The sequence below is a fragment of the Streptomyces alanosinicus genome, from assembly GCF_014650595.1.
GTDB classification, from domain to species: Bacteria; Actinomycetota; Actinomycetes; order Streptomycetales; family Streptomycetaceae; genus Streptomyces; species Streptomyces alanosinicus.
In genome coordinates this window covers 38,163-58,767 of sequence record NZ_BMVG01000007.1, presented here as the reverse complement: position 1 = coordinate 58,767, position 20,605 = coordinate 38,163, and the positions used below count along the sequence as shown (strand labels likewise).

General features: G+C 70.7%; 16 protein-coding genes and 1 pseudogene. 7 read left to right on the top strand and 10 right to left on the bottom strand.

The window, feature by feature from the left end:
• Positions 1–54 precede the first annotated feature (54 nt).
• Genes IE277_RS17415 through IE277_RS17405 form a run of 3 tightly spaced genes read left to right on the top strand, consistent with a single transcriptional unit; the run spans position 55 to position 3,026 of the window.
• A complete protein-coding gene (locus IE277_RS17415) occupies positions 55–1,632 on the top strand; it encodes an MFS transporter (protein ID WP_189953412.1) in 1,578 nt (525 codons plus the stop codon).
• A 5-nt stretch (positions 1,633–1,637) separates the two neighbouring features.
• Positions 1,638–2,270 carry a TetR/AcrR family transcriptional regulator gene (locus tag IE277_RS17410; protein ID WP_444544843.1) on the top strand — a complete coding sequence of 211 codons (633 nt, stop codon included), beginning with the start codon at positions 1,638–1,640 and terminating at the stop codon, positions 2,268–2,270.
• 33 nt (positions 2,271–2,303) lie between these two features.
• Positions 2,304–3,026, top strand: coding sequence for a Mut7-C RNAse domain-containing protein (locus IE277_RS17405; protein ID WP_189953408.1), 723 nt, complete (start codon positions 2,304–2,306; stop codon positions 3,024–3,026).
• On the opposite strand, the gene IE277_RS17400 is transcribed toward IE277_RS17405, so the two are convergent.
• The 6 genes from IE277_RS17400 to IE277_RS17375 form a co-directional block, all read right to left on the bottom strand.
• On the bottom strand, positions 3,023–5,326 hold the full coding sequence (locus IE277_RS17400) for a galactose oxidase early set domain-containing protein (RefSeq protein WP_229881743.1): 2,304 nt from the start codon (positions 5,324–5,326) through the stop codon (positions 3,023–3,025). The two genes, IE277_RS17405 and IE277_RS17400, sit on opposite strands and share 4 nt — an antisense overlap.
• A 95-nt stretch (positions 5,327–5,421) precedes the next feature.
• Positions 5,422–6,591: a glycosyltransferase gene (locus IE277_RS17395; protein ID WP_189953406.1), complete on the bottom strand. Its 1,170-nt coding sequence runs from the start codon at positions 6,589–6,591 to the stop codon at positions 5,422–5,424.
• A complete protein-coding gene (locus IE277_RS17390) occupies positions 6,588–8,240 on the bottom strand; it encodes an ArnT family glycosyltransferase (RefSeq protein WP_189953404.1) in 1,653 nt (550 codons plus the stop codon). Before IE277_RS17390 ends, IE277_RS17395 begins: the two co-directional genes overlap by 4 nt.
• Positions 8,237–9,499 carry a glycosyltransferase gene (locus IE277_RS17385; RefSeq protein WP_189953403.1) on the bottom strand — a complete coding sequence of 421 codons (1,263 nt, stop codon included), beginning with the start codon at positions 9,497–9,499 and terminating at the stop codon, positions 8,237–8,239. Before IE277_RS17385 ends, IE277_RS17390 begins: the two co-directional genes overlap by 4 nt.
• A gap of 223 nt (positions 9,500–9,722) precedes the next feature.
• Positions 9,723–11,756: a thioredoxin domain-containing protein gene (locus tag IE277_RS17380; protein WP_189953401.1), complete on the bottom strand. Its 2,034-nt coding sequence runs from the start codon at positions 11,754–11,756 to the stop codon at positions 9,723–9,725.
• Entirely contained in the window at positions 11,737–12,327 is a 591-nt protein-coding gene (locus IE277_RS17375; RefSeq protein ID WP_189953399.1) for an ArsR/SmtB family transcription factor, read from the bottom strand. The genes IE277_RS17380 and IE277_RS17375 overlap by 20 nt, the downstream gene beginning before the upstream one ends.
• Before the next feature lie 138 nt (positions 12,328–12,465).
• Here IE277_RS17375 and IE277_RS17370 point away from each other — a divergent pair, with 138 nt between their 5' ends.
• Positions 12,466–12,852 carry a hypothetical protein gene (locus IE277_RS17370; protein WP_189953397.1) on the top strand — a complete coding sequence of 129 codons (387 nt, stop codon included), beginning with the start codon at positions 12,466–12,468 and terminating at the stop codon, positions 12,850–12,852.
• A 136-nt stretch (positions 12,853–12,988) separates the two neighbouring features.
• Positions 12,989–16,195, top strand: a complete 3,207-nt coding sequence (locus IE277_RS17365) for a tetratricopeptide repeat protein (RefSeq protein WP_189953395.1) — start codon at positions 12,989–12,991, stop codon at positions 16,193–16,195.
• 8 nt (positions 16,196–16,203) lie between these two features.
• Here IE277_RS17365 and IE277_RS17360 read toward each other — a convergent pair whose 3' ends face one another.
• Positions 16,204–16,443 carry a hypothetical protein gene (locus tag IE277_RS17360; protein WP_189953394.1) on the bottom strand — a complete coding sequence of 80 codons (240 nt, stop codon included), beginning with the start codon at positions 16,441–16,443 and terminating at the stop codon, positions 16,204–16,206.
• Positions 16,436–17,296 carry a mycothiol conjugate amidase Mca gene (mca, locus tag IE277_RS17355; RefSeq protein ID WP_189953874.1) on the bottom strand — a complete coding sequence of 287 codons (861 nt, stop codon included), beginning with the start codon at positions 17,294–17,296 and terminating at the stop codon, positions 16,436–16,438. Before mca ends, IE277_RS17360 begins: the two co-directional genes overlap by 8 nt.
• Positions 17,297–17,419: 123 nt before the next feature.
• Between mca and IE277_RS17350 the strand changes: the two genes are divergently transcribed.
• Both IE277_RS17350 and greA read left to right on the top strand, forming a co-directional pair.
• On the top strand, positions 17,420–17,818 hold the full coding sequence (locus IE277_RS17350; protein ID WP_189953392.1) for a DUF4307 domain-containing protein: 399 nt from the start codon (positions 17,420–17,422) through the stop codon (positions 17,816–17,818).
• Positions 17,819–18,014: 196 nt separating this feature from the next.
• Positions 18,015–18,515 (top strand): transcription elongation factor GreA, encoded by a 501-nt coding sequence (gene greA, locus IE277_RS17345; RefSeq protein WP_189953390.1) that lies wholly within the window; start codon positions 18,015–18,017, stop codon positions 18,513–18,515.
• 80 nt (positions 18,516–18,595) lie between these two features.
• Here greA and IE277_RS17340 read toward each other — a convergent pair.
• Together IE277_RS17340 and IE277_RS17335 are read right to left on the bottom strand one after the other, a co-directional pair.
• Positions 18,596–18,847: pseudogene (locus IE277_RS17340) on the bottom strand (ABC transporter permease); the annotation flags it as partial.
• 911 nt (positions 18,848–19,758) lie between these two features.
• Positions 19,759–20,508 carry an ABC transporter permease gene (locus tag IE277_RS17335; protein WP_373310815.1) on the bottom strand — a complete coding sequence of 250 codons (750 nt, stop codon included), beginning with the start codon at positions 20,506–20,508 and terminating at the stop codon, positions 19,759–19,761.
• Positions 20,509–20,605 lie beyond the last annotated feature (97 nt).

Here is a 20,605-nt window from a genome sequence, read left to right as displayed (position 1 = left end):
TTGGCATCCACTACTGGTTGACAGTCACGTGATTTTGAGAGTTACCTTCACTTCATGGCTACTGTCACTCACGCCGACGACACTCGGCGCGACCCCCGCCGCTGGTGGGCCCTCGGGGCCCTGGTCGCGAGCATGCTGGTGCTCGCCTTCGACTCGACGATCCTCAATGTGGCCCTGCCGACCATGGCCGGGCAGCTCGGCGCCACGACCGGGCAGCAGCAGTCGATGGCGGACGCGTACATCGTGGTCTTCGCCGCGCTGATGCTCCCGGCGGGCCTGCTCGGCGACCGGTTCGGCCGGCGCCGGATGCTCATCGCCGGACTCGCCGTCTTCCTGGGCGGCTCCGTGCTGGGCTCGCTGGCCGGTGATGTGAACGCCGTCGTCGCCGCCCGCGCGGTCATGGGCGTCGGCGCCGCGCTGATCATGCCGCTGTCGCTGTCCGTGCTGCCCGCGATGTTCGGCCCGGACGAGCGCGGCAGGGCCATCAGCCTGATCACCGCCGCCTCCGCGCTCGGCATGCCCCTCGGCCCGCTGGTCGGCGGCTTTCTGCTGAACCACTTCTGGTGGGGCTCGGTCTTCCTGATCAACATCCCGATGGCCGCCCTGGGCACGGCCGCCTGTCTCTTCCTGCTGCCGGAGACCCGGGACCCGGCCACCCCGAAGGTCGACGCCGTCTCCACCGCACTCACCGCGGCCGGCCTGGGCACCCTCATCTACGCGATCATCAAGGCCCCGGACCGCGGCTGGGGCGACGGCCTGGAACTGGCGATGTTCGCGGCGGCGGCTCTTCTGCTCGGCTCCCTGGTGCTGCGCGAACGCCGGATGACCCGCCCCATGCTGGACATGGGCCTGCTCACCCACCGCGGCTTCCTGCTCAACACGGTCGCCGCGACGCTGGTGATGTTCGTGCTGTCCGGCCTGATGTTCGCCGTGCCGACGTATCTCCAGGCGGTCCTCGGCCACGACGCCTTCGGCACCGGTCTGCGACTGCTGCCCATGATGGCCGGGCTGATGATCGCCGCGAAGCTCGGCCATCCGCTCACCGCCCGCTTCGGAGCGCGCGCCGTGGTCAGCGCCGGTCTGGTCGTGCTCGCCTTCGCCGCCCTGCTGGGCAGCCGTACGACCGTGCACGACGGCTATGGATTCACCGCGCTGTGGCTGTCGGTCACGGGCCTGGGCTTCGGCTGCGCGATGGTCCCGGCCATGGACGGCGCGCTCGGCGCCCTGCCCGCCGAGCGGGCCGGCAGCGGCTCCGGGCTGCTCAGCACCGTCCGCCAGGTCGGCGGCGCGATCGGGGTCGCTCTGCTCGGCAGCCTTCTCGCCGGCGCCTTCCGGGACCGGCTCGACGTGGCCGGGCTGCCCGGACCCGCGGCACATGCCGCCAAGGAGTCCGTGGTCGCCGCCCATGTGGTGGCCGCACACACCGGCTCGGCCCAGCTGGCGGTCTCCGCGAACACCGCCTACGTGCACGGCATGACCCTGGTGCTGATCGTCTGCGGCATCGCCTCCCTCCTGGCAGCGCTGCTCGCCGCGCTGCTGCTGCCCAGCGCGCCGCCCGTGCGGGCGACCGAGCCGGAGGGGACCCCGGCCGTGACCACCGTGGCCAGCGCGGCCGCCGATGGCGGACAATGACCGGCATGACGGCCGCACGCTCCCCCTTCTCGCCCGCCGACCGCCCGCAGCCGGGGCTGCGCGAACGCAAGAAGATCAAGACCCGGGAGGCGATCCGCGCGGCGACCTACACCCTGATCAAGGAGCAGGGCTACGACGCCACGACGATCGACCAGATCGCCGAGCGCGCCGAGGTGTCGCCGTCGACCGTCTTCCGGTACTTCCCGACCAAGGAGGACATCGTCCTCACCGACGAGTACGACCCGATCATCCTGAGCGAGATCAGGCAGCGGCCCGTCGAGGAACCCTGGCCGGAGACCCTCCGCCACGTCCTGCACCGGGCCGTCGAACTCGGCACCTCCGAGGACGAGGAGGTGTCCCGGCTGCGCACCCACCTCATGGTCCAGGTCCCGGCGGTGCGCTCACGGATGATGGAGAGCATGTCGGCCACCGGCCGCATGCTCTGCGAGGCCATCGGCGAGCGCACCGGCCGCGCCCCCGACAGCCTGGAGGTCCGGGTCTACGCCATGTCCCTGATCGGCGGTCTGATGGAGACCTCCATGTACTGGGCGGAGCACGACCACCGGGACGACTTCGCGACGCTGGTCGACCGCACCCTGGACGTCCTGGAGCACGGCGTCCCCCGCGAAATCCGCTGAGGCCCAGACCGGCTCCCGTGCGATGCTGGCGGGGTGAACCGACCGGAGATCCACGTCGAAGTCGCTCCCGCCCTCCATCTGTTCGTGCCGGCCGCCCGCCGGGCCGGCATCACCCCGCTCGGCACGGACGGCGTCTCGACGCTCGGCCATGTCATCGAGTCCCTCGGTGTCCCGCTGACCGAGGTCGGCGCCCTGGTCGTGGACGGCCGCGAGGTGCCGGTCTCGCATATCCCGCAGGCGGGCGAGACGGTGCGGGTGCGCCCCGTCGAACGCCCCCAGCGGGTGCCCGGCGCCCCGCTGCGCTTCCTCCTCGACGTCCATCTCGGCACCCTCGCCCGCCGGCTGCGGCTGCTCGGCGTGGACGCGGCGTACGAGTCGACGGACATCGGCGACCCCGCGCTGGCCACCCGCTCCGCGGCCGAGAAGCGGGTGATGCTCAGCCGCGACCGGGGCCTGCTGCGCCGCCGTGAACTGTTCGCCGGCGCGTTCGTCTACAGCACCCGGCCCGACGACCAACTGCGCGACATCCTCGACCGCTTCGCCCCCGACCTCGCCCCCTGGACCCGCTGCACCGCCTGCAACGGCCTGCTCCGCCAGGCCACCAAGGACGAGGTCGCCGACCAGCTCAAGGGCGGCACCCAGCGCTCGTACGACGTCTTCGCCCAGTGCACCCGGTGCGGCCGGGCGTACTGGAAGGGCGCGCACCACGACCAGCTGGAAGCCATCGTGGAACGCGCCCTCGCCGACAGGTCCTAGGACCTGCGGGTGTCCCCCTTCCCGCACGCCAGTCCGTCCCGGTTCGGGTCCAGGCCCAGGGGGTCGTCGGCGCCGTTGACCCTCAGCCGGCCGTAGTGGTTCTGCCGGAGCCAGGTACAGCGGGCCGTGGTCGTCTTCCTCACCTGCGCCGGGAACACGGTCGGCACACACACATTGACCGAGCCGTAGTGCCGGTCGCAGCCGGAGAGGGTCGGGCTGACCTGCTGCGCGGCCCTCTTCCTGCCGGGTCCCGCCACCTTGCCGGTGAGTTCGTCGGCGAAGGCGTGGATGTGCGGGGACGCGGCGGTCAGGGCCGCCGGGCCCGTCAGATGCACCCACTGGGCCACCGAGGGCACCCCGTTGGCGTCGACCGCGAAGAGCATGTACCAGCCGGGCGGCGCGATATTCGGGTTGTTCGTCACGTTCAGGTCGACGTTGTTGCCGTCCACGGACAGCGGCAGGTCGACGAAGCGCTGATTCGGGTCGGACGAATGCGTCACCGCGGCCGGGCGGATCAACTCCGCCTTGGCGATGGGCCGGTCGACGGTGATCCGCTGGGTGTCGCCGTACTTCCACTCCTGGCTGATCACCGAGGTGATCGTCGGCCGGGTGCCCTTGTAGAGGTAAGGCGGGGTGTAGATCGACACGTTGTGGTTCCAGCCGCCGTTGCCCGGGTTGTCGCCGGTGGCCATCACCCGGCCGTCGGGCAGCAGGAACGCCGAGGAGTGATAGCCGCGGGACTCGGGGTCGGCGGCCACCGGATCGAAGGTGTTGGTGCCGGGGTCGTAGAGCGAGGACTCGTACACCGGGTTGGCCCGGTTGTGCAGGGCGCCGCCCGTCTCCAGCACCTTGCCGTCGGGCAGCAGCACGGTGGAGACGTACATCTTGCCCTGGTTTCCGGTCTCCGCGATCTTGCCGTTGCCGAGGTCGACCGTGCCCTGCGGGATCGGCGGCCCGGCGACGTACGACGGATTCGGCTGCTTGAGGTCGATCACGTCGGTGAGGCGGCCCGCCTCGGGGTTGGAGTCGATGTTGCCGCCGCCGACCGTCAGCACCCGCTGGTCCTGCGCCGGGGGCAGCAGCACGGACGACGACTGGTCCCGCTGGTCCTTGTTCTGCAGCCCCGGGATCTGGGTGATCGTGTTGGCGTCGTAGTCGTAGACCGCGGAGCCCGTGCCGGGGATGTTGTTGCCGAAGACATGGCTGCCCGTGTAGAAGAGACGGCCGTCCTGCATCAGGACCATCGCCGGGTACAGACCCCAGAAGGACCAGCTCTGGTTGACCTTCCACGTCGGCAGCCACTGCTGATCCTTGTCGGACCAGCGCTCGGCGGTCACCGATCCGGTGGAGTCCTCGCGCAGTCCGCCGAAGGTGATGACATCACCGTTGCCCAGCTCGGTCGCCGACGGGTACCAGTGGCCGTCGTTGAGGTCATTGGTCCTGGTGTACGTCTCGGTCTTCGGATCGAAGATGTACGAGTCCTTGAACCCCTCGTAGCCGTGGCTGCCGTTCGGGTCCGGATAGGCCTTGTTGCCGCTCAGCACGAGCACGCGGCCGTCCTGGAGCTGCACATGCCCGGCGCAGAACATGTCCTTCGGGGTGGGGATGACCTTGTAGGTGCCGTTCACCGGGTCGTAGACCGCGCTGGTGAACGTGCCCGCGTTGAAGGCGTCCTGGCTGTTGCCGGAGCCGGCGATCAGCAGCACCTTGCCGTTGCTGAGGACGACGGAGTGCATGGAGCGGACCGGGTTCTGCGTCGGCAGGACCGACCAGCTGCCGTTCGCGCACTGGTCGTCGGTGCCGGTGCACCGCGCGGGCGGGGCGACGTCGGGCACCTGGTCCATGGTGTAGTCGTCGGTGGTGGCCGACCCCGTGCCGTAGACCGAGACACCCCAGGTGATCTGGTCGGTCCCGGGCGGGACCTCGGGCGTGCGGACGGTGGCCTGTGTCCAACTCGACGCCATGTCAAGGGTCTTGACGTCGGTCCAGTACTGCCAGCCGGTGGTGGTGTCGTGCCGGAAGAGGGTGACGTTGGCGTCCGGGGTCGTGGTCTTGTACCAGAGCCCCAGGTCGTACTGCTTGCCCGCCGACACCACCGGCGCGCACGCGGTGGACTCGGTGACCATCGCCTTGCGGTCGCCGTCGACCCGGCGGGTCAGCGTCACCTTCATGGCGCTGGCACCGGAGTGCGCGTCCGAGGTGGTCTCGAAGGTGAAGTCGTTGTCGCCCCAGCCGGACTTCTCCCAGCAGTACGGTGTGCCGTCCGGGCCGGCCGTCTCGAAGCCGGGGTTCTTGATCATGTTGGCGGCCTCGGCCGGCTGGGGCGTGGTCAGCAGCAGACCGGCGGTCAGGGCACCCACCCCGAACAGCGCGGTCCGTCTGCGGTGCGTGTTGCTCAAGCGGCTCTCCTTGCTCGGCTCCCCCGGCGGCGGGGGAGGTAGATCAGCGCCTCGGTCCCGACGAAGCGCAGGACGAACGTCATGACCAGCGCGAGCGCGGTGGCGGGCAGGGCGCCCATGCCGAACCGGCCGACCAGCAGCGCCATCAGCGGCAGGCGCAGCACCAGGTCGGCGTTGGCGAGGAGCGCGAACCGGCCGAGCCGGTCCCACCAGCGGCGGTGCGCCCGCCGGTCGCGGAACAGCAGCTGCTCGATGAGCAGGAAGTTCCAGGCGACGCCCAGCTGGTTGGCGAGGATCTCGGCGGGCAGGTAGTCCACCCCGAGGGCGGTGAGCGCCCACAGCCCGACGAGGTTCGGCACGAAGCCGCTGGCGCCGATCAGCCCGAAGCCCACCATGCGGGCGACGGGCGATGCGGTGCGCAGCCCGGCCAGATGGCGCAGGAAGCGGAAGCCCTCCTGCGCGGTCGACTTGGACTCCCCCGCGAACCGCTCCTGGAAGACGAACGGCACCTCGGCGACCCGGCGCGGCCGGCCGCGGACGGCCAGCTCAAGGAGGATCTTGTAGCCGAGGGGCTTCAGCGCGTCGGCGGTGACGGCGCTGCGCCGCAGGGCGAAGAAGCCGCTCATCGGGTCGCTGATGCCGTGCAGCCGGCGGGGGAAGAGGGCCTTGGTGAGCCAGGTCGCGCCGCGCGAGACGGCCACCCGGTAGCCGCCGGCGAGCCCGGCCCGGCTGCCGCCCTCGATGTACCGGGAGGCGACGACGAGGTCGGCCTTCGCCCGCTCCCCGGTGGCCACCAACTCCGGTACCAGGGACGGCGGATGCTGGCAGTCGCCGTCCATGACGACGATCCACTGCGAGGTCGCGGCCTTCAGCCCCTCGACGACCGCCCCGCCGAGCCCGCCGACGGGTTCCTCGCGGTGCACCACGGCCACCGGGAACGGGCAGTCCTGGGCGGCCGCGCGGATCACCTCGGGGGTGTCATCGGTGGAGTCGTCCACGAAGAGGACCTCACAGGGCAGCCGCGCGGGCACCGACTCGGTGATCCGGCGCAGCAGCTGCCGGATGTTCGCGGACTCGTTGAAGGTCGGTACGACGATGGTGACGGCGCCCGGTTCGGGGACCTCCGCGGCGTCGAGGCCGGGGACGGGTGCGGTGGACTCGGTCATCGGGCGCCCCCGGTGGCCGTGGCCCCGATCCGCCGGATCTCGATGCGGTCGTCCCCGGTGCCGAAGGTGGCGACCGGCGCGGAGTGCTGGATGGCGGCCCTGACGTTCGGCAGGTCCTTGGCGTCGCGGCGGACCGTCGGCGAGGCGACCACGTAGTCGATGTCCCGCCAGCCGTGCGGCATGGTCTTGGTGACGGCCGGGTCGAGGTCGGCCTTGTAGAACCAGATGGCGCCGAGTCCGGGCCGGTAGCCGGCGTGCACGAGGTCCAGCCAGAGGGCGTCGTCGACGAGGACCCGGGTGTCCTTCGGGTCCGCCACCTTCGTGCTGAGCCAGCGGGAGGCCTGCCGGTAGGGCTTGTTGGCGTCGGCGGTGACGGCGGTGCGGTCGCCGTCGTACCAGTGCGGTACGACGTAGGCGCCGGCGGTGAGGGCGAGGACGGCGGTGAGCGCGTACCGGCCGCCGGTGACGTACCGCTTCTCGCGCTCGGACCGCCCTCTGCAGACGATCGCGTGGACGACGGACGCGGCGCCGCCGGCCAGCACCAGGGCGAGGAACGGCAGCGCGCCGATGACGTACATCGCCGGCAGATAGCCGTTCGGGCGCAGGGCGACGGCGGCGAGGATCGCCACGGCCAGGGACGGTCCGGCGAGGGCGCGGGCGGTGAGCGACCAGCGCCAGGTGAGCAGCAGGAGCAGGGCTCCGGCGAGGCCGCCGAGGGGCAGGACCCGGTCGTAGTACAGCCAGGAGTGCAGGACGCCGTAGGAGCCGGAGCCCGGATCGAGCACGAATCCCGAACCGGGCCTGGACATCTGGTAGGTGATGCCGTCCCACAGGGACACGTGTCCGGCGCCCGGCAGCAGCTCGCCCTTCAGCAGGGCGAACAGCGGGTAGGAGAAGCCGAGCAGGGCGCAGGCGGTGACGGCTCCGGTGAGGGCGAACTTGCGGGTGTCGCGATGGCTGTGCCGCCACATGGTGACGAACAGGGCGGGCAGGACGACGAGCATCGTCTCCTTGGTGAGCACGCCCGCGGCGGCGGCGAGACCGGCGCCGAAGTGATGCCAGAGGTGCCGGCTGGGCGAGGCGGCGAGGCAGAACGCCAGCAGCAGCCACATGACGGCGATGTTGTCGAGGAAGATCTCCCGGCTGAGCACGACCGCGAGCGGGGAGAGCCCGAACAGGGCCATGCCGAGTCCGGCGGCCCAGCGCGGCAGCGAGAGCCGGCGCCCGAGGACATAGCCGAGGACCGCGCTGACGCCGCTGATCAGCAGCATGGCGATCCGCATGGTGGCGACGTCCATGGAGCCGGGGCTGAGCTTCGCGGGGAGCCAGCCGAGCAGGGCTATCTGGATCCAGCCGAGCGGCGGGTGGTCGTACCAGTAGGTGTAGTGGGCGAGGCCCCGGCCCTGCTGGACGGCCCAGGCCTGGGCCAGGTAGGTGCCCTCGTCGTCGCTGAGGGTCGGGTAGTCGGCGATGTTCCAGCCCTGGACGACGAGGATCACCATGAGCAGTCCGCCGCAGACCAGCAGGTCGGGGCGCAGGGCGCGGAGCCGCGCCGAGGGCGGTGCGGCACCGGTCGACGGCGTTTCGGGCGCAGCTCGATGCGCCGCGGGGACCTTCGCTGCGGTCACCGCGGGGAGGGTGGAGGTCACGCGGGAACGTCCTCTCGGAGGGGCTCGGCGAGGTGCGCGCCGACGTGCGTGGTCAACTCCCAGTCGTTGCGGCCGCGTTGCTCACGCCAGACGGCGCGGATCGCGGCACCGGCGAGGAGGACCTGGTAGAAGGGGCCGCCCACGATGAGCTTGACGTAGTGGGAGAGGCGGACCCGCAGGCCGTACTGGACGCCGAAGTCGTGCAGGCCGACCACCTCGAACACGAAGGTGACGACGGCGGTGACCAGCGGCAGGAAGGTGAGGAAGGCGACGCCCACGGGGACGTCGAGGAAGAGCGCGACGGCCGCGTTGAGCGGGATGACGACGCCGGAGAAGGCCTGCATGAACGGGGTCATCAGGGTGTACCGGGCGAGCAGCCGCTGGCCGAATCCGGGGAGTTCGCGCCAGTCCTTCTTCCGGTAGACCTGCAGGAATCCCTGGTTCCAGCGGGTGCGCTGCTTGAGCAGCGACATCAGGGAGCCCGGGGTCTCCTCGCGGGTCACCATGTCGGAGTCGTAGGCGACGACGACCTTCTTGCCGACGGACGAGAGCCGGACCCCCAGGTCGCAGTCCTCGGCGAGGCAGTCGGGATCCCAGCCGTCCGCTTCCCTGAGGACGTCGGTCCGTACGAAGACGGTGTTGCCGCCGAGCGGGATGAACCCCTTCTGCGCGTGCAGGTGCAGCCGGGAGCGGAACCAGAAGAAGTACTCCAGGCAGTTGCGCAGGCTGTACCAGCTGGAGTGGAAGTTGATGAGCTGCACCCCGCCCTGGACGACGTCCGCGCGTGTCGTGCGGAAGGCGTGGTCGACGTGGGTGAGCAGCTCCGGGTGGACCTGGTCCTCGGCGTCGAAGACCCCGACGACGTCGCCGCGGCAGTGCGGCAGCGCCGTGTTCATGGCCTTCGGCTTGTTCTTCTTCTCGTGGGTGTCGACGACGACCCGGACGCGCGGGTCCCGGGCGGCGGCCTGCTCGGCCACGGCCGTGGTCTCGGGGTCGTCGTGCCCGACGATCACGATGATCTCGAAGTCGGTGTGCGTGGACTCCAGCAGCCGCTGGATGGTGTGGTCGAGTACGGCCTGCTCGTGCCGGGCCGGCAGGAGCAGCGAGAAGGACAGGTGCTCACCCCCGTCCGGTCTGCCGAATCGGGTGGAGGCCAGCACCTCGGGCGTGCGCCACGCGTGCATCTGCCACCACAGGGTGAAGGCCGCCATCCAGAAAAGGGCAAGCGAAACGGCAGCGATGAAGACAGACGTCAGCAAGAAGATCCCCCCAGATCCGCTGAAACCCCCTGTGCGCACGACGGTCGGTCACCAACGGGTCACCCGTCGTGTCGCTGTGGAGAGCGTAGGGGGGATCTGTGAAGCGTGGGAGCTCTTCCGATAAATAGCTTGTTTCGGAACGGTGCTACGGGAAGCGGTATCTATCCGAACACCCGCTCACTTTCGGACAGTTCACGCTTTCCCGCCCTCTTGTCGCCGCAGCTCAGTGGCTGTTGAGCATGGTCCGCAACCGTTCCGGATCGGTCGTCGGCGCGTTACAGGTGAAGTTCCGGCAGACGTACGCGGCCGGTTCTCCGCCCACCAGCGGCCGGTCGACGAGCAGCGGAAACTCATCACTCTCCGCCACACCCATGGCCACGACCGCGCCGGGGGCGGTGCCCAGAAGTGCCGTACGGTGCAAGGCCGTCGTCCGTGCGTCGGCGCGGCCGGGTCCGACGACGGCGATCTCCTTGGGCCCGTCCAGCAGGGCCTCGGCGACGGCGAGCCCCCAGCCGATGAACCGTGGCACGCGCGGCCCGAGGGCCTGCACGACGCCCAACGCCCGCTCGGCGGCGGTCCGATGGGCCTCGGACCCGGTGTGCGCGGCATAGCTCAGCAGGGCGCCGGCGGCGGCGGTCCAGCCGGAGGGGGTGGCGTTGTCGGTGGGGTCCTGCGGCCGGCGGATGAGCGGTTCGGCGTCGGCGGCGGTGTCGTAGAGGGCGCCGGTCGCGGGGTCGGTGAAGCGGGCGAGCACATGGTCGACGAGCAGCCCGGCGAAGTCCAGCCAGACCCCCTCCCCCGTCACGGACGCCAGCGCCAGGAAGCCCTCGGCGACATCCGCGTAGTCCTCCAGGACACCGGCGTTGGGGCCGACGCGGCCGTCCTTGCTGGTGCGGGCGAGCCGGGCGTGTTCGTCGAGGTGGACGCGGACGAGGAGGTCGGCGGCGCCGAGGGCGGCCTCGATCAGGTCGGGCCGGTCGAAATAGGCGCCGGTCTCGGCGAGCGCGGCGAGCGCGAGGCCGTTCCAGGCGGCGACGACCTTGTCGTCCCGGCCGGGCGCCGGCCGCTGCCCGCGCTCGTGGAGCAGCCGTTCCCTGATGGAGGCGATCTTCCCGGCGTCGATGAAGGTGTCCTGCTGGGGAAGCTGGAGAACGGACTGTCCGTGCTCGAAGGTGCCCTCGTCGGTGACGCCGTAGTACCGGACGGCGAGTTCGCCGTCCGCGTCGCCGAGGACCGCGCGCAGCCGCTCGGGCGTCCACACGTAGTAGGCGCCCTCGACATGCCGCCCGTTGCCGTCGTCGCTGTCGGCGTCCAGCGCCGAGGCGAACCCGCCTTCCTCCGTGCGCAGTTCGCGGACGAGGAAGTCGGCGGTCTCCAGGGCGACACGCCGGGCGAGGTCGGATCCGGTGGCCCGCCACAGATGCGCGTACACCCGGCACAGCAGCGCGTTGTCGTACAGCATCTTCTCAAAATGCGGCACGACCCAGCCGCGGTCCACGGAGTACCGGGCGAATCCGCCGCCCAGCTGGTCGTAGATCCCGCCCCGGGCCATGCGCTCGCAGGTGTCCTGGGCCATCTGCAGCGCGCCCTCGGCGCCGGTCCGCGCGTGATGCCGCAGCAGGAACTCCAGCACCATGGACGGCGGGAACTTCGGCGCCCCGCCGAATCCGCCGCGCTGCGGGTCGTACTCGCGGGTGAGCCCGAGGAGGGCCTGGGCGAGTTCCGGTTCGGCGGGCGGATGCGCGGCCTGGTGGCTGATCTCCCGCTGCGCGAGATCGCGCACGATCTTCCCGGCGACCTCGCCCACCTCGTCCCGCCGGGTGTCCCAGGCCTGCCGCACCCCCTCCAGCACCTGCCGGAAGGAGGGCATGCCGTGGCGCGGCTCGGGCGGGAAGTAGGTCCCGAAGTAGAAGGGTTCGGCATCCGGTGTCAGAAAGACGGTCATCGGCCAGCCGCCCTGCCCGGTGGCCGCCTGTACGGCTTCCATGTAGACGGCGTCGACGTCGGGCCGTTCCTCGCGGTCGACCTTGACGCTGACGAAGTGCTCGTTGAGATAGTCGGCGGTGGCCCGGTCCTCGAAGGACTCGTGCGCCATGACATGGCACCAGTGGCAGCTGCTGTAACCGACGCTGAGCAGGACGGGTCTGCCGGTGCTGCGGGCCTCGTCGAAGGCCTCGGCCGACCAGGGCCACCAGTCCACGGGGTTGTCGGCGTGCTGGAGCAGATACGGGGACGTCTCATCGGCCAGTCGGTTCACCGTTCCACTCTCCCACGGGCTCGGGGACGGCGTAGAAACGCATCATCACCGGGCGTGCCCCGTCGGGCGCCTCCTCGCGCGCGTGGCCGTATCGCTTGAGCAGCGCGTGGTACTCGCGCATGAACGCGAGCAGTTCCTCCTGGGTGAGCCAGGTGCCGTGGCGCTGGACCTGGGCCCAGCCCTCGGGGCCGCGGTACTCCTGGTGGGCACGGCGGTACAGCGCGGTGTCGACCTCTATCTTCAGATGGGCGAGCCGGGCCGCGGCCTCGTACTCCTCCGGGGCCATGGTGGCCGGGTCGGGCGTGGTGTGGCTGAAGGGCAGGGCCCGCCACCATCTCTCCCGCCCGCCCGACTTCTCCGGGATCTCCTCGATGAGTCTCTGCTCGGCGAGTTTGCGCAGGTGGTAGCTGGTGGTGCCGGAGCTTTCGCCGAGTTCGCGGGCGAGGACGGTGGAGTTCGCCCCGCCGTGCCGGCCGAGGTATTCGAGGATCCGGCGGCGCAGGGGGTTGCCGAGGGACTTGTAGAGGGCGGTGCGCTCCAGGCTGGTCATCTCGGGCATGCCGTCGGTCATTCCGCCACGGTAACCCTGAGAACCCTGAGAAGCCCCTGATGATTGCCGATTTTTCTTTGCAGAATTTTCTCTGCGTTCTACGGTGGTGGCAGTCGGAGGGATCGCGAGACGGGATCGCGAGACGGGGAAGGCGTGAGCATGACCGTGCGGAAGAAGTGGCCCTTGGTTCTGCTGGGAGCGGCGGCGGCTCTGCTGCTGCCGTGGATGGCCGTGCTGGCCCTGACCCTGCCGGGCAGCGCGCGGGTGGACAACTGGCCACTGGCCTGGATCGGCCTGGACGTCCTCATGGCCGCGGGCTGCGCCACGACGGCCCTCCTGGGCCTGCGCGGCGACCCCCGCGCCCGCCTCACCGCCTCCGCGACGGCCGCGACCGCCGTCCTGGACGCCTGGTTCGACATCACGACAGCCGGCACCGGCGCCCCCCTGGCCGAGGCACTGCTGTGCGCGGCGGCGGAGGCGTGCCTGGCCGCGGCCTGCGTCCACCTCGCCGTGGGCAGACACCCCGACAGACGCCGGACACGGTGAGCAGGGCGGCCCGGCCGGCCGTCGGGAAGCCGGCACGCAACCCTCACCGCACCCACTGATCGTCGGCCCCTCGCCATCCCGCCTTCCTCGAAGGACACTCATAGGCAAGGAAGTTGCCGCCGGAGGGGGACGGGACATGCGGGACGGCCATCGGTCGGAGGCCGAGCGTCTGCTGGCGCGCGCCGTCGAGGAGGAGGTACGGCGCTCGGGCGGGCGCATCGACGGACAGGTACTGCTGTCGCGGGCGCGCGGCGCGCTGGAGGCGATGGCGGGCGCGGCCGGCGAGGAGTACGCCGCGTACACCCGGGCGCTGGACGAGTCCGAGGCGGGCCGGCTCACCTTCGGCCAGCGGTACGCCCGTGAGGGCGCCACGACGGCCCTGCTGGTGGCGGTCGTCGCCGCGGTGGCCGCCGCGGCGGCCGACCTGTCCCTGGGCACCGGGGCCGGCACGGCCGTCGGCACGGGCGTCGCCGCCGGCGTGGCCGGTGCCGCGGCCTCCGTGGTGAAGGTGGCCGGCGCCCATCTGCCCGCCGCGCACCACCGCGCGGGCGCGGCCGGCCAGCCCGGCGGTCCCGAGCAGCTGCGGCTGCAGTGGCTGACCGCGCTGGAGGTGCGCGGCATCCGGCCCTTCCTCGATCAGCAGCGGGTGCTCAGCGCCTCGACGGGGCCGAAGAAGACCGGCGGCAGCCCGGCGCTGCGCGGCACGGACAAGAGCGCGGCGGCCCGCCGGCGCACGGTGCTTGAGCAGTCGTTCGCTCAGCTCCCGGACGCGGAGGGCCTGTTCGCGGGCCGCCGGGCGGAGCTGGCGCGGATCCGGCAGTGGGCGCAGGCGGCCAGGGCAGCCACCGAGACCCGCCCGACGGTGGTGGTCCTGCACGGCGAGCCCGGCTCCGGCCGGACCACGCTCGCGGCGCGCGCGGCGCACGATCTGCGGGACCACTTCCGCGGCGCGGTCGTCGTGGATCTGCGCGGCGGCCGGCGCGAGGAGACGCCGCTGCCGACGCGGGACGCCCTGCTGCATCTGCTCAACCGGCTCGGCGCGCCCCGCGAGCAGCTGCTGTTCCGTGAGCGTTCGTCCCCCGACCAGCAGGTCAAGCGGCTGGGCGAGTTGTACCACCGGCATCTGACGGGCCTGCCGGTGACGATCGTGCTGGACGACGCCTCCGACCCGGAGCAGGTCCGGGCCCTGGTGCCCGAGCACTCCGACAGCCTGGTCCTGGTCACCGCCCTGACGGCCCTCGATCTGCCCGCGGACCTGCCGGCCTGGGTGCACCATCTGCCGGTCGAGGCGCTGGACGCGGCCGGCGCCGAGGAGCTGCTGGGCGCGGCCGCCGAGGACATGTCGGGCCCCTACGACGCCGAGTCCGCCGAGCGGATCCGCGCACTGTGCGCGGGACTGCCGCTGGCGCTCAGGGTCGCGGGCTCCGCACTCGGCCCGCGCTCACCCCGGCAACTGGCCACGGACCTCAGCGCGTACGGCCCCGTCGAGCCGGTCGAGCGGGCCCTGTGGCTGCGCTACACCGATCAGCCCGAGCCCGCGCGCCGGCTGCTGCGCAGGCTCGCGCTCGTCGGCCGGGCCTCGCTGGGCGCCGCGGCCGCCGTCGCCCTGCTCGGCACGGACGAGGGCGAGGCCACCCGCCAGCTCGCCGCCCTCACCCGGGCCGGCCTCATCGACCATGTGCGCGGCAGCCGCTACCGCCTGCACGACCTGGTGCGCGACTTCGCCCAGGCCCGGCTGCTGGACGAGGAGGACCCCGCCGAGCGCACGGCCGCGCAGGAACGGCTGATCGTGAACTACGCGGAGCTGGCCGACTCGGTGCTGCGCCTGGTCGACGGGAACATGTCGACGCGCTCGCACCAGTTCGGCTCGCACGGCTTCACCTCGCTGGACGAGGCCCTGAGCTGGCTGGACGACGAGTCCAGTTTCATCACCGCCGCCCTGCGCCATGCCGAGGGCGTGAACCAGTCGGCGGTGCAGAACCTGCTCGGCGCGCTGTGCGACTACTGCCTGCTGCGCGGCGACCTGTACCGGCTCGGTGAGATCAGCGAGCTGGCCCAGGCCGTGGACCAGGGGCTGCTGGTGCGCTCGGTGCAGTGGCGCACCGGCATCGCGGCCCGTCAGCTCGGCGAGCTCGACAAGGCGCGCACCACGCTGGCCTCGGTGGTGGACCTGTACCGGGAGGCGCATCACGACGCGGGCGTGGCCCGCGCGCTGTGCTCGCTCGGCATCACCCTGCACCACCAGGGCAATCTCACCGAGGGCGCCGCCAAGCTGCAGGAGGCACTGGATCTGCAGGCCGCACCGGAGCTGTCGACGGACCGGGCCTGGACGATGCACGCCCTGGCCGCCGTCCAGCGCGACCGGGCCCACCTCGCCGAGGCACTGGAGCTGCTCACCCGCTCCCTGGTCCTGCACCGCGAGGGCGGCTCGGTGCACGGCGAGGCCTGGGCGCACTTCCAGCTCGGCCAGCTGGCCCTGCGGATGGGGGACGTACCGCGCGCGGAGACGGAGCTGCGTGCGGCCCTGGAGCGGTACGGCCGGACGCACGACGCACGCGGCGAGGCCTGGGCGCTGACCCAGCTGGCCCGGGCCCGGCTGGTGGCCGGCGATGCCTCACCGGCCGTCGAGAGCCTCAGGCAGGCCGCCGCCCGGCACCGGGACAACGAGGACGTGCGCGGCGAGGCCTGGACGCTGTACTACCTGGGCCAGGCGCTGGAGGAAGCCGGCGAACTGGACCGGGCGGTGCGCGATCTGGAGCGGTCCCGCACGATGTTCTCCCGGATGCGCGACGTCTACGGCCTGGCCTGCGCCCGGCACCACTCGGCCCGGGTCACCCGCGACCAGCGGGCCGCACAGACCGGCTCGCTGCGCAACTCCGGCTTCGCCCGGCAACTCCTGGTGGACGCCCGCGCCGACTTCCAGCGCATCGGCGTCGCCCACGGCGAGGCGTGGACCTGTCTGGAGCTGGCGGTGGTCGACGCCGGCAACGCGCGCGCGCAGGCCGCGCTCGGCCTGTCCGACGAGGCGCTGGAGCTGTTCGCCTCCTACGGCGACCGGCGCGGCGAGGACTGGGCCCGCTTTCTGCGCTGCACCCTGCTGCCGTACGCGGCGCCGGGCGGGGTGGAGGTGGGCACGGCGGTCGCCCAGGAGGAGCTGGCCCAGCTGACCCGCACGGATCATCCCCTGCGGGACGAGAAACTGGCCGGCTGTCTCTCGGCGTACACCTTGCTCCTGGAGCGCGGCATCAGCCTGGAGGACGGCTGGCAGGCCTGGCGGCTGCGCATGACTCCGGACCGCCACGCCCGGGATGTGATGGGAGTGGCGGTACCGGCGGGGCGCTGACCTTCGGGTCAGCCCCGCTGTGCCGCGGAGTCGGCCTTCCGCTCGGCCTCCGTGTCCGGGGCCTCCTTGAAGTCGACCTTGTTCATGTGCTTGCTCATCGACTTCATCAGGCCCCACACCGCCAGGGCCATCACCGCGAAGACGATGAAGCCGAGGACACCGGGGGTGACCTTGTTCTCGTCCACCTCCTTGGCGAGGGGGACGAGGTGCGTCACTGCCAGGCTCACGCTTGCACTCATGTCAGGCATTGTCGCGGATGCCCGCGAAGAGGTCGTCCTCGGGGAGGGAGGTATCGACGAGAGACTTCGCCAGCTCGTACTCCTCCGTGGGCCAGACCTCCTTCTGCAGTTCCATCGGCACCTTGAACCAGCCGCCGTCCGGGTCGATCTGCGTGGCGTGCGCGATCAGCGCCTTGTCGCGGATCTCGAAGAAGTCCGCGCACGGAACGTGCGTGGTCAGCGTGCGCTCGGTGCGCTCGATCTCGCTCCAGCGCTTGAGCCATTCGCCGTACGGCGACTCCAGGCCCCGGTCGAGCATCGCCTGGTGCAGCGCCTCGGTGCGGGGGCGGTTGAAGCCCTGGTTGTAGTACAGCTTCTGCGGCTGGTGGGCGGGGCCGTACTCGCTCTCCGGGTACTTCTCGGTGTCCGCCGCGCCCTCGAACGCCACCATGGAGATCTTGTGGGTCATGATGTGGTCGGGGTGCGGGTACCCGCCGTTCTCGTCGTACGTGGTGATCACCTGCGGGCGGAAGCCGCGGATCTTGCGCACCAGCTCGCCGGCGGCCTTGTCGACGTCCTCAAGGGCGAAGCAGCCCTCGGGCAGCGGCGGCAGCGGGTCGCCCTCGGGCAGGCCGGAGTCGATGAAGCCGAGCCACTCCTGCCCGACGCCGAGGATCTCGCGGGCCTCGTCCATCTCCTTCTTGCGTACCTCGTGGATGTGCTCCTCGATATAGGAATCGCCCTGGAGTTTCGGATTGAGGATGGACCCGCGCTCTCCGCCGGTGCAGGTCACCACCAGCACGTCCACCCCCTCCGACACGTACTTCGCCATAGTGGCCGCGCCCTTGCTCGACTCGTCGTCGGGGTGCGCGTGTACAGCCATCAGTCGCAGCTGGTCAGTCAAGACTCGATCCTCGGTAAGTCGGCGCCCCGCCTCTTCGGGCGCGTTCAGCGGCTTCTATAGTGACCGAATCGGGGGACGAATAATTCCGCGGAGAGGACGATCATGAGTACGGCGAGCACGGGGCTGCCCGAGGGCCGCTACGGCCGCTCCTCGGACGAGCGTGCCGACCGCAAGCTCAAGATCGCCGGTGCCGTGCTCGGCGCCGTCCTGCTCACGCTGGTCGGTTACTTCGCGTACCACTACGTCGTCGAGGCCAAGATCAGCGCCCAGGTGATCACCTTCGAGGCCACGGACAACGCGGTCAAGGTCCATCTGGAGATCCACAAGGACTCCGGCACCGACGGCTACTGCACCCTGCGCTCCCAGGCGGCGAACGGCTCCGAGGTGGGCCGGGCCGACTTCCGCTTCACCGGATCGGCCACGCGCATCGACAAGGTCGTCACGCTCCGTACGACGGCGAAGGGCACGACGGCCGAGCTGCTCGGCTGTCACACGGGCTGAGTACGGCCGGACACGCCCCGGCCGTCCCGGTCACCCGGAATACGTACACGCTGACCTGCGTTGATGTAATTCTGATGGCTTATGTCCTCCCCCTTCCGGCCTTGAATTGTTAGGCTCGTGGTTTCGCCCATCCAAGAGGGACCATTCTTCTGGGTAGGGCGATGCTTTGTATTCCCAGTACCGACGAGGAGCACCTGTGACCCAGACCAGCGAGAACGTCACCTGGCTGACCCAGGAGGCGTACAACAAGCTCAAGGCCGAGCTTGCGCACCTTACTGGTCCTGCGCGCACGGAGATCGCCGCCAAGATCGCGGCCGCGCGCGAGGAGGGCGACCTGCGCGAGAACGGCGGGTACCACGCTGCCAAGGAGGAGCAGGGCAAGCAGGAGCTGCGTGTGCGGCAGCTGACCCAGCTTCTCGAGAGCGCCCAGGTGGGCGAGGCCCCGGCCTCCGCCGACGGTACCGTCGCGCCCGGCATGGTCGTCACGATCGCCTTCGACGGTGACGAGGACGACACGACGACGTTCCTGCTCGCCTCCCGCGAGTACGCGAGCGCCGATATCGAGACGTACTCGCCGCAGTCTCCGCTCGGCGCCGGCGTCATCGGCCACAAGGTGGGCGAGGACGCGGAGTACGAGCTGCCGAACGGCAAGAAGGCCTCGGTGAAGATCCTGAAGGCCGAGCCCTACTCGGGCTGATCGGTCTCCCAGCGACCTGAGAGCCCCCCCGTGTCCGCCGATCCGCCGGACACCGGGGGGCTTCGCTGTGCCTGGAACTGTCAGGCGGTGGCCGAGCGGTACTTGCGGACCGCCGGCGTACGGAAGACGGCGATGATCAGGATCGAGTAGATCAGCGACGCCCACACCGGATGCTCCATGCGCCACGCGTGCGAGGTGGACCGGCCGGGGTTGGCGAACAGCACCCGGCACGCCTGCGCGGTGGCACTGAAGGGATTCCAGTCGGCTATGTGCCGCAGCCACGGGGTCATGTGCCGGGGTTCCACGAAGGCGTTCGAGAGCCGACCAACAGGGCGACGACGGCCGGCACGACCAGGGTCACGGCCGGCTGCACCAGATTGGTGAGCGTCCGCTCGCCTGTAGATGATCATCTCCGGGAAGACTGTGCGTGGGTGTGGTTCTGGTTGCAGCAGTCCCCTTGACCCTCACCGACCCCCAGAAACTCCAGCTCAAGCGCCGCGAACCTGGGACCAATGCTGCCGGTGACCTCCATAGGTGGCAGGACCAGGAGCGGAGGGACAGGGACGCCTGCAGCGCCCTGCAGAGCTTCCATGGCGGCCAGCCAGGCACCCGAAGTGCGCCAACCCTCCGCACGCCGCCTCACGGCGCTCCAGGAGTTCCCTGAGACCTCCACCTCATTCCATCGGGCAGCTGTCCGCCGTGTAAGACGCCTTCCTCTCATTGAGGGTCTCGCGGCGCTCCTCCGCCGTCCGCTCTTCACGTCGTTGCTGCTCCGCGTGGTCGAGTTCCATCGCTTTGGAACGAAGGGCACTGCGATGCGCCAGTACACCGGAGAGAAGAGTGCCGAAGACTCCAACCACAGCGACGATCAAGGCACTTGTGGACGGTCTCATGGCGAAGAACCCAGCTCAGCCGCTGTGGTCCCGGCTCAATGAGTACGACCACCGGCACCATGACCACCCTGCACCCGGCCCACGCCGCATGATCCGCACCGAACGCTCTGTCCCGTGGGCCCACCAGATCGTGCGCAGGTCCGGCCGGGGGCCGTGCCAAGAGTTGGGCCAAGCAGCCCCTCGACCAGCCGAGGCTCATCGCACACGCCATGGCAGCACGGACGGACACGAGAAGAGCCCCTCCCATTCGCGGAGGGGCTCTTCGGCGCGCAGTCGTTTCTGGCCAGAGGCCCAATCATGCCCACGAAGACCTATCCGGCTTTGGCGAACAGACTCCGGGGGCGGTGCCGTCAGCCGGCTGCTCTGCGGTACTTGCGAACCGCGAGCGTGCGGAAGAACAGGATGATCAGGACCGACCAGATCAGCGAGGCCCACACCGGGTGCTGCATGGGCCAGGCGTCAGGCGTCCGAAAGCCCGGAGGAAAGTTGCCGAACAGCTCGCGGGCGGCCTGCACGGTGGCACTGAACGGGTTCCACTCCGCGACGCGCCTCAGGAAGGCCGGCATCTGGTTGGCGTCCACGAACGCGTTCGAGATGAACGTCAGCGGAAACAGCCAGATCAGACCGCCCGAGGTCGCTGCCTCAGGAGTGCGCACCGACAGGCCGATCAGCGCGCCGATCCACGAGAACGCGTACCCGAGCAGCAGAAGCAGACCGAACCCGGCCAGCACCTTGCCGGCGTTCTCGTGCGCACGCCAGCCGACGATCAACGCCACGACCGCCAGGACGACCAGAGTGAGTGCCGTCTGCACCAGATCGGCCAGGGTCCGCCCGGTCAGCACCGCGCCACGCGCCATCGGCAGCGAGCGGAAACGGTCGATGAGGCCCTTGTGCATGTCGTCGGCGATCCCCGCCCCCGCACCCGCCGTGGCGAACGTGACCGTCTGCGCGAAGATCCCGGCCATCAGGAACTCACGATAGGCCTGCGTGGAGTTGGACGCGCCGACCCGGATCGAACCGCCGAACACATAGGTGAACAGCACCACGAACATGATGGGCTGAATCAGCCCAAAAATGACCATTTCGGGAATTCTGCCCATGCGAATCAAATTCCGGCGGGCAACGACCAAGGAATCGCTCGTGGCGCTCACTTCGCCTGCTCCTTCAGCGCGCTGGGCCGCCTGACGATCGGGGTGC